Source organism: Dryocola clanedunensis subsp. sulfonylureivorans (assembly GCF_016756775.1).
GTDB classification, from domain to species: Bacteria; Pseudomonadota; Gammaproteobacteria; order Enterobacterales; family Enterobacteriaceae; genus Dryocola; species Dryocola clanedunensis.
In genome coordinates this window covers 176,643-190,483 of sequence record NZ_JAERMU010000002.1, presented here as the reverse complement: position 1 = coordinate 190,483, position 13,841 = coordinate 176,643, and the positions used below count along the sequence as shown (strand labels likewise).

Below are 13,841 nucleotides of genomic sequence, written 5' to 3'. Positions count from 1 at the left end.
TCCAGAGGTGTAAATTGCCCGAGCCTCGGCGGCCCGGGCTTATTAGTTATTTCGCCGTGGCGGCGATCGGGCTATTGGTGCTTAGCTGCCGCCCGATGTGGCGCAGGGGCTCGCCGCGCATCAGGTTGCGTTCAATGTGCTCCAGTGAAATGTTCTTGGTTTCGGGGACGAAGAGGATGGTCAGCACGATGCAGACCACGTTCAGCACGCCGTACAGCCAGAAAGTATTCGGGCTGCCGATGGTGTCGATGAGCGTCAGGAAGGTCGCGCCGATGATCATGTTAGCGATCCAGTTCGCCATGGTGGAGCAGGTGACGCCAAAGTCGCGCCCGGCCAGCGGCTGGATCTCCGAGCAGAGCACCCAGATCAGCGGGCCTGCGCTCATTGCGAAGCCGACGATAAAGATCAGCAGCACGATAACGGCGGAGTACTGCTCCGTCGGGTTGGTGATGCCGCTGTAGAACATGTAGCCAAGGATCCCCATGCAAACCGCCATGACGGAGAAACCAAGTTTGAGGATCGGCTTACGCCCCCATTTATCCACCAGGCCAATGGCGATAAAGGTCGCCAGCACGTTGGTCAGCCCGGCAATTACCGTTCCCCACATCTGCTCTTTAGTGGTAGAGAAGCCCGCGATTTCGAAGATCTTCGGCGCGTAGTACATGATCACCGTCATGCCGGTGAACTGCTGCATAAACTGCAGCAGCACGCCCAGGTAAGTTGAGCGGCGGAAGTGGGTATTTTTGCGGAACAGCTGCCAGCCGCGCTGTTTCATCATCACGCTTTCGCGGATCTGATCCAGCTCCTGCTGGGCCTCTTTATCTGAATTACGCAGAAGCCTGAGCACCTTACCGGCAAGCTCATGGCGATCTTTCATTGCCAGCCAGCGCGGGCTTTCCGGCAGCGTCAGCACGCCGACGAACAGAATGATGGCCGGGAAGGTGATCACCCCGAGCATCCAGCGCCAGTGGCCGCCGGAGCTCAGCGCCGTGTCGGAGAGGAACGCCGCCAGAATACCGATGGTGATCATCAGCTGGTACAGAGAGATCATGCTGCCGCGAATGCGCTCCGGGGCGATTTCAGACAGATAAAGCGGCGCGGTAAACGAGGCCACGCCCACCGCCAGGCCGAGGATAAAGCGGGAAACCGAAAGAATTTCCATATTATGGGCAAGGGCGCAGCCGACGGAGCCGATGACAAACAGCGCAGCGCCCAGCAGCAGGCTTTTTCTGCGGCCAAGCGAGGAGGACATCGGACCGCTGCACAGCGCACCAAGAGCGGCGCCAAACATCATGATGCTGACGACTATCTCCTGGTGGTGGCTGCTGAGGCTAAATTCATGGGCGATGAAGGGCAGTGCGCCCGCAATGACGCCCATATCCAGACCGAACAGCAGTCCGGCCAGGGCCGCAAGGAAGCAGACGAGGTACGTCTGCCGGTTCGTTTTTGTAGGGTGGGTAGCCGTGTTCATAATAACACCTTGATAGTTTTATAATTTTAGTAAACGAAGTGACCGGCAGGCTGGCCGGTAAGCCTGGTCGCCGTGCAAAGCAGAGCGCCGTCCGTTGCGCCGGGCTGTAAAAGCCCGTCGCGTGCGGAAGTGATAAAAAGGGTAGAGAGATCCGGCCCGCCGAAGGTGCAGCTGCTGGGCTGGCGAACCGGTAAAGGCAAAGCGTCCAGCTCGCGCATGTGCGGGCCTGAAAGCCGGCAGCGCACCAGCCGGGACTGGCCCCAGCGGGCGTTGATTAGCTGACCTGAAGTCGTCAGCGCGGAGCCGTCCGGGATGCCGTCAACAGGATGAGTTGTGAGGCAGGAAAGCGCAGTATCGGCCGCAGGCGCGCAGTAAAAACTGTGCCGCAGGGAGTCCGCAAACCAGACGTGGCCGTCATGCCACTGAAGCGTATTTGGAACGAGCTGGCTACCCAGCAGGCGACGCGGGGACACATCGCCCCAGGCAAAGCGATACCAGCTCCCGATGGTCCGGCTAGCGGCAGGCTCCATCGTGCTGAACCAGAGCGCACCGTCGGGGGCGATGGCCGCCTCGTTAGGCCGGGTGTCTGCCGCATCCGTCGGATAATCACAAAGCGGCTCAAAGCGCTGGTGGGCGTAGTCATACAGCGCGATACCGCTCTGGCTTACGGTAAGAAAAACCTCTTCTTTATTAGTCAGCAGCACCGCGCTGGTAAAAAGCGGCATGGCGTGGATTTCAGTGCGGCCATTGGGTGCGGGCCAGTAGCGCAGCAGGCGCTGCTGCAAAATATCGACCCACAGCAATGACTGGCTGCGTGCGCACCAGACGGGCGTTTCACCTAGCTGTGCGCGGTAGTCGTTTACTACCTGAATGTCAGCACTGTTCCAGTCAGCCATCATATTACTCCGCGCACTCGCGCCAGGCCTGCTGGTATGCCAGCGCCCGGCCCCGCAGCGTGTCGATGCTCATGCCCGCCTGGTACAGCCCGCCGCCAAGGCCAAAGCCGTTGGCACCGGCCTGAATATAACTGCGCATCTGGGCCGCGTCGGGCTGGATGCCGCCTACCGGCAGGAGAGCGACTTCTGCCGGGATCACCGCGCGGAAGGCTTTAGTGATTGCCGGGGAGATCTGCTCCGCCGGGAAGAGCTTCAGCGCGCTGGCCCCGGCGCTGATTGCGCGGAAGGCCTCGCTCGGCGTCATCACGCCCGGCAGGCTGACCATTGCGCGCCTCACTGAATGGGCGATCACGTCGGGATCACAATTTGGGGAGATGATCAGCTGCCCGCCGCACTCGGCCACCCGATCCACCTGCTCAACGCTCAGAACGGTGCCTGCTCCCACATAACCTCGATCGCCTACGGCTTTGCGCATCAGGCTGATTGATTCGTAAGGGGATGGGCTGTTGAGCGGCACTTCAAGATAGCGAAAGCCGCACTCGAGCAGAGCTTCCGCCGCCTCTGCGGCCATGTCTGGCGTGATGCCGCGCAAAATAGCCACAAGCGGCAGAGGTTCCTGCTGCCAGCGCTGAAGAAACGATGTCGGGTTCATGATGCGTGTTCCTGAAGAAGGGAATAGAGATGGCAAAGGCCGCTGATAAAACAGTCGTCGCCGCTGACCGGCACAAGATCTAAGCCGATCTGTGTTGCCGCCAGCGCATAGCGAGCGGTGAGAGCAGGGCTGCCAACCAGCCAGGCGCGCTGCGCACCGGGTAAAGCCAGCAGTTCATAACCGATAACCAGGCCGGAAAGGTAGCTGTGGACGTGCGCGTCCGATATCTCACCGGCAAGGCGACGGGAGCGGGCAGAGAAAATTAAATGGCTGAAAGGCGCGCCGTGCAGGGCCGTCGAGACACCGAGTAAGAAGGCATTTTCATCTTCCTGTTGCGGCGGCAGGGCGCGTCCGAGGAGTGAGTGCTGGCTGAGCAGCGCGAACAGCTCGCCGCTCATAAACGTGGAAAAGGCGGCGATCTCGCCGTTGATCATCTGCGCGTGTTTGCTGTGCGTACCCGGCAACAATGCGTAGTGCTGCGCCGCCGGGTGTAAAGCGTAAAGGCCAAAGAGCTGGACTTCCTCGCCGCGCATTACATCTGGCTGTCCAAACGGACTGGTGCCGCTGACGCCGGGCACGATCCACGCAGGACTTCCCCATGAGGTGGCGATTCTTCGCGTTCCCTCAATAAGGCTGCGCGTCGTGGCGGGAAGCGGGGCGTAGGCAACTTCAAACCAGCCTTGCTGCGAGCCAACCATCCCCGCCAGCACGATCGGTACGGCAGGATGCTCCTCAAGCCACGGCTGAATAAGTTTTTGCAGCGTGGCGGCAAACTCCCCCTGTCCCACGGACAGCAGCCCGCAGGCCTGATTTATGTGGGCAACCTGAACATCGTCATGCATCAAGAATGCACGGAAGTTGGTGGTGCCCCAGTCGATAGCGATCCAGTGTCTGCTCATATCAAGTAATACAAACCAATCAATCTTGTAATACAAGAATGTTAGGGCAAAAAACAACCACGATCTGTGAGGGCGATCGAAATTACGTCAGAAGGGGATCAGATGATGTGGTCGAACATTTCCGGGCGATCGTGCCAGATGCGTTTCTTCGCGGCGTTAAGCACGATGCTGCGCATCTGCTGACGGGCGTTGTCGACCTGCTTCAGACGGATGGCGTCGAACAGCTGAAAGTGTTCATCAATGGCGGTTTTCGTCTGGCGCACGTCTTTTTCTATCGTTTGCCGGAAGGAGAGCTCCATTGCGGCAGAAAGGGCGTTGCCGAGGGCGAGCAGGAAGGGGTTGTGCGTCGCGCGCAGTAAGGCCTGGTGGAAGGCCATGTCCCCTTGTTCAAACAGCGGCCGCTCCGCCTCAAGCTGGCCCTGACGCATCAGCTGCAGCGCGTCTTCCATCGCTGCCAGGTCGTGACCGTTGGCGTTGAGCGCCGCAAGGGTGGCGACGTTAGGCTCGAAGATCAGCCGCGTGACCATCAGCTGCTCAACGAGCTGCAGATCGACTTCCCCTTCAGAGAGCCAGCCCAGCACGTCTATATCCAGCAGGCTCCACTGTTCCCGGCCGTTAACCGTGCTGCGCTTTTTCGCCTGAATGGAGATCAGGCCTTTTGCCGCCAGCACCTGCAGGGCGTTGCGCACTGACGTCCGGGAAACGTCATATTCCTGAGCCAGCTCGTTTTCGCCCGGCAGCGAAAGCCCCGGCGCGAGATCGCCATGCATGATGCGGCGCGCAAGGTGCTGCGTAACGGATTCAGAAATACTTGCCTGCGTGACTTTCATCGTAATTTCCCGGCCAGGACTAAATACAGAAACGAGCTACATAGTAAGCTAAGAGCGGCGTATGTGCCTAATAAGGTTAAAAGAGAGAGCCACTTATGGAAAGAAACCCCATCATCCTGGATACGGATCCTGGTATAGACGACGCCGTTGCCATTGCCGCGGTGCTGTTTGCCCCACAGCTTGATTTAAAGCTGATGACTACCGTTGCAGGTAATGTTTCTGTAGAGAAAACCACGCGTAACGCATTGGCGCTAATGGAGTTCTGGCAGTCTGATATCCCGGTGGCAAAAGGAGCCGCAACGCCGCTGGTGCGTAAACTGCGCGATGCCGCCTATGTTCACGGCGAGTCGGGTATGGAAGGGTATACATTCGTTGAGCATTCCCGCCAGCCGCTGGCGGAGCCTGCTTGTGAAGCTATTTATCAGTACCTGAAGGCCAGCGATAAGCTCGTAACGCTTGTCACCATCGGGCCGCTGACCAATATCGCTCTGCTGTTAACGCAATACCCGGACTGCAAAGACAAGATCCAACGCCTGGTGATGATGGGCGGATCGGCCGGGCGCGGTAACTTCACGCCGAACGCGGAATTTAATATCGCCATCGATCCCGAAGCCGCCGCGCGGGTATTTGAAAGCGGGCTGGATATCGTGATGTGCGGGCTGGACGTGACCAACACGGCGCTGCTAAGCCCTGAGTATTTGCAGCAGCTTGCGCATCTGAATCAAACCGGAAAGATGCTTCACTCTCTTTTCAGCCACTATCGCAGCGGCAGCATGGCGACTGGCCTGCGCATGCACGATCTCTGCGCGATTGCGTTCCTGGTAAAACCAGAATTGTTCCGCGTGCAGAACTGCTTTGTGGCGGTTGAAACGCACGGCGAGTACACGGCGGGCACCACGGTTGTGGATCTGGAGGGGCGGTTTGCGCGTGAGCCCAACGCCCGGGTCGCGTTAGGGCTGGACGTTGCGGGATTCCAGGCCTGGGTGGCAGAGGTGCTGGCGCTGGCACCTTAAATAATGCGAAGTGGCTCTACTTTCTCCGGCTTGAAGGCTTCGGTTAATCGATTAACCGGCTATACTGGCTACGCAGTTCTCCTTGGGCCGGAGAAAGTAAATGAGTACATCCATCAGCATGCCGCCGGGCGTGGCGTTTCTTACTGGCCAGTTCTCGGGCGGTAACGTTATTAAAAAAGTAACCCGCTGCGGCGATCTAAGCGGTGTCTTCCACGATTTTACCGCCTGGCAGGCGATTCCCGCCGATACGCCGGTTTATGAAGTTGAAATGCTGGACTCGCCGCAGGGCGAAGGGGAGCTGTACGTCGGTATGACGCACCTGCATCCTGGCCTGGTAGGCGATGAGTTCTACATGACTCGCGGACATTTCCATCAGCGGCGCGAACAGGGTGAAGTCTATTTCGGCATTCGCGGCAGCGGCCTGCTGCTGCTGCAAAACGAGCAGGGTGAGGCGCGGCTGGAGCAGGTCTCACCCGGCTCTGTGCATATCATTCCGGGCAATACAGCCCACCGGCTCATTAATACCGGTACTGAAATCCTTTCTGCTCTCGCCGTCTGGCCGACCGTCGCCGGGCACGATTATCGTTCGCTGGCCGAGGGATTTGCCCTGCGCGTGACGGGATTCGGAGGAAAAATCCAGGCGAAGGAGGTGCAAAATGGCTGAATCAGCGCGCAGTTTTGGTCTGGATATGGCGATCCACCACTCGCCGATGGGCTTCAGCTACGGCGAAGAGGTGATCGGCCCGGTGCCGGAGATCCGCAAGCTGGATCAGGTCCGCGCTTCTTTACGGGATCCGACGTGCGACGGCCCCGAGGATGTGTACGCTATCGCGATGGACGTTGCCCGCCTCAAAGATCGTGACGAGCTGAAAAAGCGCATGCTGCTGTTCGGCGTGGTGACCTACGCCCGTGGAAGACTGGGCGACGAACCCATTCGTAGCCAGGGGCATATCCACCGCATCAGCGGACACAGCGGCTGGTCGCCGCCGGAGCTGTACGAGGTCTGGCAGGGCAAAGCGATTATCTATATGCAGGAATTTGTGGCGGACGATCCGGGGCGCTGCTTCGCCGTCTGCGCAGGGCCCGGGGAGAAGGTGCTTGTTCCGCCGGGCTGGGCGCACGCCACTATCTCAGCCTCACCGGACGAACCGCTGACGTTTGGCGCATGGTGCGATCGGGAGTACGGTTTTGAATATGATGCGGTGCGCGCCATGAAGGGGCTTGCCTGGTATCCTCTTTTACAGGAGGAGCACATCGCCTGGCAGCATAACCGCCGCTATATGCCGGGGCGGTTACAGGTGACCTCACCGAGGATTTACAGCGAGTTTGGTATCACCGGTGAGCCGCTGTACCAGCAGTTTATTGATGATCCGGCCCGCTTCCAGTTTATCTCGAAGCCGGGAATGGCCGCCCAGAAATGGGTGAATTTTCATCCTTAGCTTTTGTCCCTTCTCCCTTCTCCCTTCTCCCTGGAAAGGCGGGGAGAAGGGGATCTCTGCGGTATATAACGGCATTTTAATATGACCCAAAGCGTTTTATATCATCAATTGGTCGTTTAAAGTGATCTCGTCGATCGATAATCTTCTTTTCTATATCGCTCTGCCCCGGGCGTTGATAGCCAACGCAGGGATAAACACCGTACCAGTTATCCTTCTCCATCAGTTTTATCCAGCTGGCATCTATACCGGCGTTGGCTTCGATGTTTTGCATCCGATAAATTGCCTCGGAAAAGGTATTTATCAGTTTCCTGTAATAATGCTGGTTAACAAGGTAGCTGTTTGCCATGTAGGCCCATTCTACCCTGTAGAAACCTTCCGTCATTTTTTTGATGATATAATAACTGGCGGAGAGAAAAGCGACATCCCAGCTTATCGTTACCAGTTTATCGAGGAAATTATTGAGCCTGGTACAGGACTGGCTGTCATTTTCAAAAACCATATCATCTTCAAGAATAAGAACGTTATTCCAGCCGTTATCTCTGGCCATTTCCAGCGCGGCAATATGTGATTTTGCACATCCCACGGCACCGTTTTTTTCTTTAATAGCTTTCAAATGAATGACTTTATCTGCCGGGGCTTTGACCTTTTTTAATTCAGCAGTGATTTCAATTAATCGATCGGGGCGACTTTCCAGATTAATAAAGACAATTTTATCAATTAAGCTCCAGTTAACTTCATCCATTATTAATCCTTTTACAATACGGATGCTTAGAACGAGATCGATTATATAGCAGGGGAAAGGAAATGGAAATAAGCGGTTTACTCATGACTTACCGCCATGAAGGATTATAAACAGGCGTTCTGCTCGGGAAGGAGAGTATTTTACAGCATAAAACTAAGTGGCATTAAATATTCTGTTCAGTATTAATTAAATTTGCTCGTCATTGCTGCTGCCCCTGGCGAATAAATAAGATTTCTCCAGGGGGCAGCATGTCACCTCAGGCAAACAGCCCAACCGCCACGCCAGCCGCGGCGAGAACCAGCAAAAGCAGCATGGCTTTCACGGGCGACACGCCGCGCTTCGCCATCAGATACCAGGTGCCAATGACCACGATAAGCGGCAGCAGGTTCGGGAAGATACCGTCCAGCATCTGCTGCAGGTGAATGTTCACGCCGTCTTTGGTGATGAACTCCAGCCCGGTGCCCAGCTTCACGTAGCTTGCCGCCACGCCGCCCATGACGAAGACGCCGAGCAGCGAAAGCGCCTCGCGCAGGCGGGTTGATTTGCTGCTGACCAGCATCTCAACGGACGTTGACCCCATGCGGTAGCCCTTTAAGAACAGGAACCACGAGCCGGGGATGATAATCGCCAGCCACGCCACGCAGTAAAACAGCGGCCCGAGGATATTGCCGCCCGCCGCCAGCGCCATGCCGATGCTGAGCAGGATGGGGATCAACATGCCGGGGATCATCGAATCACCAATCCCGGCGACCGGCCCCATCAGGCCCACCTTCAGGGTGTTAATCGTTTCACCGTCGATGGGTTCGCCGTTGGCGCGCTTCTCCTCCAGCCCCAGCACCATGCCGTTCACAATCGCCCCGAGCTGCGGCTCGGTGTTATAGAACGAAGCATGGCGCTTGAGCATCTCCTTGCGCTCCTGCTCGTCAGGGTAGAGCTTCTTCGCCACCGGCAGCATGCTCAGGCAAAAGCCGAAGGATTCCAGGCGCTCAAAGCTCATTGAGGAGAGGTTGTACATCATCCAGCTACGCCAGCAGCGTCTGAGATCCTGGCGGGTAAGTTTGCGTTCTTCCATCAGAATTCATCCTCGTCATCGGCCGGTTTTACCGCGCTTGCGGTCTGCGGCTCCGGCTTGTAGTTGTAGTGGATCAGGGCCAGCAGGCTGCCGACGATAACCAGCGCCACCATGTTGAGCTTCAGGAAAACGATGCAGATGAAGCCCACCAGGAAGTAAATCAGCATGCTGTAGTTTTTGATGATCTGCTTGAGCAGGATGGCGATACCCACCGCAGGCAGGATGCCGCCCAGCACGTTCATGGTCGACAGCACGATGTGCGGCAGGCTGTCCATGAAGGCGTTGATGTACTGCGCGCCAAAGTAGACGGCGATAAAGGTGGGAATAAAGCGCATCAGGAAGTTGGTGAACTGTGGCCAGATGGCGCTGTTAAGGTACACGCCGCGCTCATCGCCTTTTTCCAGCGCGATGTCCGCCCGGTGGTTCCACCAGGAATTCAGCACCATCATGGCGTTGAACAACACGGTTCCCGCAATGCCGATGGTTGCCGCCAGCGCAACCGCTACTTCCGGCCCCTTATTGGATAGGATCCCCAGCGCGATGGCCGGGAAGGCGACAAAGTTAAGATCGGCGGGCATCGATCCTCCCGGGGTTACCATCGCAATGTACACCGCCTGCACGGCGACGCCGATGATAATCCCGGTCTGGACATCGCCGAGGATAAACCCGACCAGCATCCCTGAAACCAGTGGGCGGGTAATCAGATACCAGCCGCCGGTCAGCCCAAATAGCCAGGGGCTACTGAGCGCACCGAGGTAACAGAGAAGGCCGATTAATGCAGCTTCAAAAGCCATAATGCGTTCCCTTATTTGATTTTTTGTCGTGCGTCCTGCCAGCTGTAGCAGCTGGCGTCCGGCACCAGACGAAACTCAACCTGGTGGCCCTGCTGCGACAGAAAATCAAACGCTGCCGCCTCTTGCTGGGTCACCGCCTGGTTAGGCCCGATGGTGGTGGTACCCGCGCGGGCGCTCATCGGCCCGACGTTAATCTTGCGGTTGCCGTTTTGCAGGCTGATCCCCGCTTCTTCTATACGTTTCAGGGTGACCGGCGATTTGCCAATCACGAAGTAACGCTTCTCGCTGGCGATAATCTTCGGCAGCTTCTCAATCGCCGTCTGGGTGTCGAACAGCCAGACCTTGATGTCCTGAACGGCCCCTTTCATCACCGACGAGAGCAGGGGATCGGCAGCCACGGCGTCGTCGATGGCGACAATCCCGTCGCACGGCAGCTCTTTCGCCCAGCGGGTGACAAGCTGGCCGTGAATAACCCGGTCGTCGATACGCACAAATGAAATGCTCATTTTTCCTCCTTAAAAATCATCGGACTGCACGGTTTCGACCAGGCGAGCCTCAACCAGCGAGTCGCGGGATTGTGCCAGCAACTGCCCGGTTGCCTCTGTCAGACAGGTAAGGTCTTTTATCTCGTCGCTGAGCAGCAGCATCGGGAAGTTAACCCCGGCCAGCACCGCAACGGGCGGCTGCGTTTGCGGATTAAAAGCGTGATGGCAGGCGACGTTCCACGGCGTGCCGCTTTGCAAATCGCACAGCACTATCACTCCGTCCGCCCCTTTGCTGGCCTCTTTGAGCACGGCGGCAAACTCTTCGCTAAAACTGTTGATGCCTTTTGTTTCGCTGAGCATGACCGGGAAAACGTGGGGCAGTTCGCCGTACACCATGTGGGAGCTTGTCAGCAGCGCGTCGGCCAGTGAGCCGTGTGTCGCCAGAACGATATTGATCATGTTTTTATCCTCTTACCCAGGCTTTCATGGTGGCAAGCTGCTGACCTGCGGCGCTGCCGTAAGGTGAAATGCGGTATTCGCCGACCGCGGCGGGGATGATAAAGGTTTCGGCGTAGTGAACGATGAACGGCTCGAAGGCGTCAGTCGGGCTGTCCACCAGGGCCTCGATGCCTTCGACCAGATTAAGCACGTTCACGCCGCCGTGGGTGTGATGAACGACCGGCTTGTTGAACCAGTGGCGGCGCGTCTCGATAAACTCCCGCTCGTGCAGCCCTGTCCGCTCTTCCTGCCAGCCGTCGCCTTCGGCTACGGGTTCAAAATGGTTAATCAGATGCTCGGTGACCCACGCCGTATCCCGCTGCCAGTCGATAACCTGCGCGCCGTGCTCCAGATGTACCGGGCGCGGCAGACCGTCCAGCCCCAGGCGACCCCAGTCCCACAGTTTGAAGGTGAAGATGTACGGCGTGGCGCTGATCTCCAGCACCATCGCCCCCGAACCGGAACAGTGAACGGTGCCCGCCGGGATCAGGAAGTGATCGTGTTTGCGCGCCGGGAAGCGGTTAACGAATTTCTCATCGTCAAACGCTTTCTCGCCGCGCTGGGCGCTCGCCAGATCGTCGAGCATTTCCTGCGGATCGATACCCGTTCTGGTGCCGAGATAAACCTCTGCCCCCGGCTCGGCTTCAAGCATGTAGTAGCTTTCGTCCTGGGTGTAGTGCATGCCGAAGTGCTGCTGGATGTATTCGGTCAGCGGGTGAACCTGGAAGCTGAGGTTCTGGCCGCCCACGGTGTCGAGGAAATCGAAGCGGATCGGGAATTCTGCCCCAAAGCGCGAGTGAACCTTTTCGCCCAGCAGCGGGCGAGGGTAGAGCAATACCAGATCCTGAGAGGGGATCTCGATCCGCACATCACCAAAACGCAGTAACAGGCTGTTCTCCTCGGGCACACAGTCAAAACACCATGCGTAGTTTGGCTTTGCGGGATCGAGATCGAATTTGTCTTTCATCCATTGTCCGCCCCACACGCCGGGGTCGAAGAATGGCACCACGCGGAACGGCCGCTGGGTAGTTTGCTGTAGTCCGTGACGCAGCGCTTCACCGCTTACCATCGCAGGGCTGTCAGCCGCGTTGGTATCCAGCAGGAAATCGGCACGTTTCAGGAGGGGAGTTTTATGGCGGTCAAACACGCGCCATTCGATGAAAAAGGCCCGTTTATAGCGGCGCAGAATATCTTCGTTTTCGTTGCTGGCGCCCCAGTTGCCCAGCTCACCGGTACGAAAACGCTGCTGGATTTCCCAGCGGGCTAAATCGGCGTACACCAGAATATCGCCCTCATGCACCAGCGCAGCGCCGGGGCCATACACCACGACCAGTCCGCTTGCCAGCTCCACTTCCTGCTGAAGCGCGGCGAGCTTATCGGGGCAGAAAAATTCGTCAAGCTGGTGGCATGAAAGGACGCCGAACACGCGATCGTCCGTCAGATTTTGTGCCAGAAGATCGTGCAGATGCTGTTCGCTCAGGCGAGCCGTTTCGGCATTGATGAGCAGCTGCGGGTTAAGCGTATCAATCAGTTTTTCACGCAGCGCTTCAAGCCGAACGCCGGGGTAACAGTCAATAACTACAACGGTTTTTCCCATGTCCGTCAGTCGCGCCTTCAGCGCCTGGCGGATAGCCTGCCAGCCGGACCAGGCCTGATTTTCAAACCCTTTGATGCATACTTCAGGATACTTATCGTACGTCGCGTGCTTCATAAATGGCTCCCTGATGTCGATAATTTAAGATTAATCGATTAACCTTGTTTGAACAGGGTGGTTAACGCGATTAACCCGCCATATCCGCGATTTAATCTCGGGAGAAGCCGTTAACTGTGATGCCATTCACAGGTGAACAGGCAGTTATTTGGTTATTCGATTAATCTCTGAAGGCGAGCTTTAGTGAGGAGCGAAAATGAGCACTGTTACCCTGGCCCAGGTGGCGCAACGAGCGTCCGTTTCTACCGCCACGGTTTCCATGGTGTTACACAACCGGGGGCGAATTTCGGATGCGACTCGCCGGCGCGTCATGCAGGCGTTAGATGAGCTTGGCTACGTCTATAACCAGACCGCCGCTAACCTGCGTAACCGTTCCAGTAACCAGGTCGGGCTGCTGCTGCACGATATTACCAACCCATTTTACGGTGAGATGACGGCGGGGCTGAGCCAGGAGATGGAGCGGCACGACCTGCTGCTGTTTCTGGCAAATAGTGAAGAGTCAGGCGTTCGCCAGCAGAAATTCGTCGATTCTTTGATGGGCAACAATGCCTGTGGCATGGTGCTTTGCGCTGCGCGTGAAACGCCGCCGCTGTTTTTCGAAACGCTAAAACGCCGCAGCATCCCGGCCATTATGGTGGTGCGTCCGCTGGACGACGTCAGCTTTGATTTTGTGGGCACGGATAATTTTCTGGGGACACAGCTGGCCACACAGCATCTTCTGCGGCTGGGTCACCGCCACATCGCGTTTATAGGCGGCAGCGAAAACTCGATCAGCCGCGCCCAGCGTATTGGCGGCTACAGCAGCAAGCTGCTGGAGCACCGTATCCAGCCTTGCAGCGACTGGGTCGTGTCGACGGCCGCCAGCCAGAGCGACGGGGCAAAAGCGGCGGAAGCGCTGCTTAGCCGCTACCCGGAGATCACCGCCGCCGTCTGTTATCAGGACATCGTTGCGCTCGGCGTTATGCAGACTTTACGCAAAATGGGACGGACGCCGGGCAAAGATTTCGCCCTGGTGGGCTTCGATGACATCACGGAAGCAGCCCTTGTGCAGCCTGCTCTGACCACGGTTTCGGTTGCCGCTAAAGAGATTGGCCGTAAAGCGGGAGAGCTGCTGTTAAGCCGCATACAGGGTAATGATGAGCCGCCAAAGCGCATTATCCTGCCGCCTGCTCTGGTGGTGCGTGAGTCTTGCGGTTTCCAGTAAACCCTGATTTTGCTAAGCCTATGCATGCTTTTACTGATAACTGCGGCGGTTTGTCATAAATTTCTAATTATCGGTGTTTTCGGCTGGCGGCATTTCACGGTGCTGGGTAACCTGAGAACGTTTTGTAAGCAGATT

At 57.3% G+C, this 13,841-nt stretch carries 15 protein-coding genes; 4 read left to right on the top strand and 11 right to left on the bottom strand.

The window, feature by feature from the left end; genetic code table 11:
* Positions 1-46: 46 nt before the first annotated feature.
* From HYQ67_RS02700 to HYQ67_RS02680, 5 genes are all read right to left on the bottom strand, one after another.
* Positions 47-1,471, bottom strand: a complete 1,425-nt coding sequence (locus HYQ67_RS02700; RefSeq protein ID WP_202301281.1) for a sugar porter family MFS transporter — start codon at positions 1,469-1,471, stop codon at positions 47-49.
* A 26-nt stretch (positions 1,472-1,497) separates the two neighbouring features.
* The gene (locus HYQ67_RS02695) at positions 1,498-2,367 is read right to left on the bottom strand and encodes an SMP-30/gluconolactonase/LRE family protein (RefSeq protein ID WP_202301280.1); all 870 of its coding nucleotides are present in this window, start codon (positions 2,365-2,367) and stop codon (positions 1,498-1,500) included.
* Between the two features lie 4 nt (positions 2,368-2,371).
* Complete coding sequence (locus tag HYQ67_RS02690; protein ID WP_202301279.1) at positions 2,372-3,019, bottom strand: 2-dehydro-3-deoxy-6-phosphogalactonate aldolase; 648 nt, start codon at positions 3,017-3,019, stop codon at positions 2,372-2,374.
* Positions 3,016-3,918: a 2-dehydro-3-deoxygalactonokinase gene (locus HYQ67_RS02685; protein WP_202301278.1), complete on the bottom strand. Its 903-nt coding sequence runs from the start codon at positions 3,916-3,918 to the stop codon at positions 3,016-3,018. Before HYQ67_RS02685 ends, HYQ67_RS02690 begins: the two co-directional genes overlap by 4 nt.
* A gap of 98 nt (positions 3,919-4,016) precedes the next feature.
* Complete coding sequence (locus tag HYQ67_RS02680) at positions 4,017-4,748, bottom strand: FadR/GntR family transcriptional regulator (RefSeq protein WP_202301276.1); 732 nt, start codon at positions 4,746-4,748, stop codon at positions 4,017-4,019.
* Positions 4,749-4,843: 95 nt separating this feature from the next.
* Here HYQ67_RS02680 and rihC point away from each other — a divergent pair, with 95 nt between their 5' ends.
* The 3 genes from rihC (at position 4,844) to HYQ67_RS02665 (ending at position 7,200) form a co-directional block, all read left to right on the top strand.
* Positions 4,844-5,761, top strand: a complete 918-nt coding sequence (gene rihC, locus HYQ67_RS02675; protein WP_202301274.1) for a ribonucleoside hydrolase RihC — start codon at positions 4,844-4,846, stop codon at positions 5,759-5,761.
* 100 nt (positions 5,762-5,861) lie between these two features.
* Positions 5,862-6,425, top strand: coding sequence for a glucose-6-phosphate isomerase family protein (locus HYQ67_RS02670; RefSeq protein ID WP_202301272.1), 564 nt, complete (start codon positions 5,862-5,864; stop codon positions 6,423-6,425).
* Positions 6,418-7,200 (top strand): glucose-6-phosphate isomerase family protein, encoded by a 783-nt coding sequence (locus HYQ67_RS02665; protein WP_202301271.1) that lies wholly within the window; start codon positions 6,418-6,420, stop codon positions 7,198-7,200. The genes HYQ67_RS02670 and HYQ67_RS02665 overlap by 8 nt, the downstream gene beginning before the upstream one ends.
* A 76-nt stretch (positions 7,201-7,276) precedes the next feature.
* On the opposite strand, the gene HYQ67_RS02660 is transcribed toward HYQ67_RS02665, so the two are convergent.
* The 6 genes from HYQ67_RS02660 to HYQ67_RS02635 all read right to left on the bottom strand — a co-directional run bounded on the left by HYQ67_RS02660 (position 7,277) and on the right by HYQ67_RS02635 (position 12,502).
* The gene (locus HYQ67_RS02660; protein WP_237391050.1) at positions 7,277-7,942 is read right to left on the bottom strand and encodes a glycosyltransferase family 25 protein; all 666 of its coding nucleotides are present in this window, start codon (positions 7,940-7,942) and stop codon (positions 7,277-7,279) included.
* A gap of 256 nt (positions 7,943-8,198) precedes the next feature.
* Positions 8,199-9,014, bottom strand: coding sequence for a PTS system mannose/fructose/sorbose family transporter subunit IID (locus HYQ67_RS02655; RefSeq protein ID WP_202301270.1), 816 nt, complete (start codon positions 9,012-9,014; stop codon positions 8,199-8,201).
* On the bottom strand, positions 9,014-9,808 hold the full coding sequence (locus tag HYQ67_RS02650) for a PTS mannose/fructose/sorbose/N-acetylgalactosamine transporter subunit IIC (RefSeq protein WP_202301269.1): 795 nt from the start codon (positions 9,806-9,808) through the stop codon (positions 9,014-9,016). Before HYQ67_RS02650 ends, HYQ67_RS02655 begins: the two co-directional genes overlap by 1 nt.
* Positions 9,809-9,819: 11 nt before the next feature.
* On the bottom strand, positions 9,820-10,314 hold the full coding sequence (locus HYQ67_RS02645; RefSeq protein ID WP_202301268.1) for a PTS sugar transporter subunit IIB: 495 nt from the start codon (positions 10,312-10,314) through the stop codon (positions 9,820-9,822).
* 9 nt (positions 10,315-10,323) lie between these two features.
* Positions 10,324-10,752 carry a PTS sugar transporter subunit IIA gene (locus tag HYQ67_RS02640; RefSeq protein WP_202301267.1) on the bottom strand — a complete coding sequence of 143 codons (429 nt, stop codon included), beginning with the start codon at positions 10,750-10,752 and terminating at the stop codon, positions 10,324-10,326.
* A gap of 4 nt (positions 10,753-10,756) precedes the next feature.
* Entirely contained in the window at positions 10,757-12,502 is a 1,746-nt protein-coding gene (locus HYQ67_RS02635) for a class I mannose-6-phosphate isomerase (RefSeq protein ID WP_202301266.1), read from the bottom strand.
* A gap of 196 nt (positions 12,503-12,698) precedes the next feature.
* Here HYQ67_RS02635 and HYQ67_RS02630 point away from each other — a divergent pair, with 196 nt between their 5' ends.
* Positions 12,699-13,706 carry a LacI family DNA-binding transcriptional regulator gene (locus HYQ67_RS02630; protein ID WP_202301265.1) on the top strand — a complete coding sequence of 336 codons (1,008 nt, stop codon included), beginning with the start codon at positions 12,699-12,701 and terminating at the stop codon, positions 13,704-13,706.
* Positions 13,707-13,841: the final 135 nt, after the last annotated feature.